This window comes from Arthrobacter sp., assembly GCF_031179985.1.
In the GTDB taxonomy this organism is placed as follows: Bacteria; Actinomycetota; Actinomycetes; order Actinomycetales; family Micrococcaceae; genus Arthrobacter.
Genome location: NZ_JAPSHJ010000038.1, coordinates 5,073 through 7,058, shown reverse-complemented (window position 1 = coordinate 7,058; position 1,986 = coordinate 5,073). Strand labels below are relative to the sequence as shown.

Here is a 1,986-nt window from a genome sequence, read left to right as displayed (position 1 = left end):
GGTGGCGTCCGTCGAGCCGGCAGTGACGCTGGAACCAGAAGCCACCCCTACCCCTTAGTGAGCGAACGAATGTGTGATCCCGACGGAGGCCGATGAATCAGGATTTTTCAACATGCCAGCCCGAGTTTGCATATTGTTTGCCTAAAGTCTGGTTGGATAAAGATTACTGAGAGGGACACTGGAAGCGCCGCTTCCAACCAACCACGAAGGCAGCAATGGAGCACATCGAGGCCGAACACCCCCGGCCACGTCATTTTCTACTCCACCTGAGCGACCCCCACCTGATGGGAGGTCCCAAACCCCTTTACGGCGCGATCGACAGCGAATCCCGCCTGGTTCAGCTCTTCGAGGAAGTGCAGGCTTCGGGGGTGCGTCCTGAAGCCGTAATTTTCACCGGAGACCTCGCCGACAAGGGCGAACCGGAGGCCTACGCCAAGCTTCGGGCCATCGTTGATCCCGCCTGCGAGGCGATGGGTGCACGGGTCATCTGGGCCATGGGAAATCACGACAACAGGGCTCATTTTCGAACCGGCCTGCTGGACCAGCCTGCAGATGACTCCCCGGTGGACCGCAGCTACTACGTCAATGGGCTTCGTGTTATCACCCTCGACACATCAGTACCGGGCTTCCATCACGGCGAACTCAGCGGAGCGCAGCTCGAGTGGCTTGCCGACCAGCTGGAAACACCGGCCCCGGACGGCACCATCCTGGCCTTGCACCACCCACCGGTCCCGTCCGTGCTAGACCTCGCCGTGCTCGTGGAATTGCGCAATCAGGCGTCGTTGGCGACTGTTCTGCGAGGCTCGGATGTGCGCAGTATCTTGGCCGGCCACCTGCACTATTCCACCACCGCCAGCTTCGCCGGGATTCCCGTGTCCGTCGCTTCAGCCACGTGCTACACGCAGGACCTGAACGTTCCAGTAGGCGGTTCCCGTGGCAGGGACGGCGGGCAGGCATTCAATCTGGTCCATGTCTACGAACACACCATTGTGCATTCCGTGGTTCCGCTGGGGCAGACTCCCACTGTTGGTGAGTTCGTCAGTGCAGAGGATACGCAGAAGCGGCTCGCAGCAGCCGGAATCGTCATCCCCGAACGGGCAAAAACACAGGGTGTTGCCAAGCCCAGGGTCGTCACCAGCCCCTGACGCACCCCGCTCGGCCGCAACATTCGGCCGCATCCATTCAGCATGTGGGAACTGGCAGGCAATGACCTCAAAATTCACGTTTGAGGGCATTGCCTGCCTGTTCGTGTGGAGCATTGTTCGGCCGGGCTTACTTCTCCCAGGGTGCCTTGATGGGGAAATAGTTCTCCAGGAAATCAGTAACAATGTCGGCGCGCTCATCAGCCGGGACCTCCGGGAAGCTGCCGTCGTTGAGGCAGAAGAAATCCATGTTCCGCTTGGCCAACAGTTTGGGGAGATAGTTCAGCCCCGCCCGCACCGTGGTGTCGATGTAGCGGACTTTGGCGGCTGTCTGGGTGGTGGCCCTGCCGGTCAACAGCGCGTAGTAGTGGTAGAAGGAGTTGGTCACCGAGATGTTGTCGGCTGCCCGGAAGACGCTGGCCGCCGTCTTGGTGAACTCGTCAGGAAATTCCTTCTCCATCCGTGCCACCACGCTGCGGCGCAGAGGGGCTGCAGCGTGTTCCAGGTGCCTCGTGGTGATCCGGCCGAAGCGGTTCCAGAGGAGTTTCCGGTTGACTCTGGCAGCGTTTTCGAAGCCGCTGCGCTCTGCGTCGTTATCGCCCAGCCCGATGCGGGTCTCCGCCTCGATGAACTTGGTGATTCCTCCTGGCGTAAAGAACATGTCGGGCGCGACAGACCGGCCGAAGAACATGTCGTCATTGGAATACAGGAAGTGCTCCGAGAGGCCCTCGATGTGGTGCAGCTGGCACTCGACCGCCTGGGAGTTGTGCGTGGGCAGCACTGACGGGTCAGCAAAGAATTCCTCGCTGCGCACGATCGTCACAGTCGGGTGGTCGGCCAACCA

General features: G+C 60.8%; 2 protein-coding genes. One reads left to right on the top strand and one right to left on the bottom strand.

What is annotated here, in order from left to right; genetic code table 11:
- The first annotated feature begins 215 nt into the window (after positions 1-215).
- Positions 216-1,145 carry a phosphodiesterase gene (locus RIN13_RS15360; protein ID WP_309108205.1) on the top strand — a complete coding sequence of 310 codons (930 nt, stop codon included), beginning with the start codon at positions 216-218 and terminating at the stop codon, positions 1,143-1,145.
- A gap of 127 nt (positions 1,146-1,272) precedes the next feature.
- Here the strand turns inward: RIN13_RS15360 and RIN13_RS15355 are convergent.
- A partial coding sequence (locus tag RIN13_RS15355) for a stealth conserved region 3 domain-containing protein (RefSeq protein WP_309108204.1) occupies positions 1,273-1,986 on the bottom strand: 714 nt, incomplete at its 5' end.

Coding starts and splice junctions, on each gene's coding strand:
- RIN13_RS15360 (WP_309108205.1), top strand. CDS start 216: ATGGAGCACATCGAGGCCGAACACCCCCGGCCACGTCATTTTCTACTC.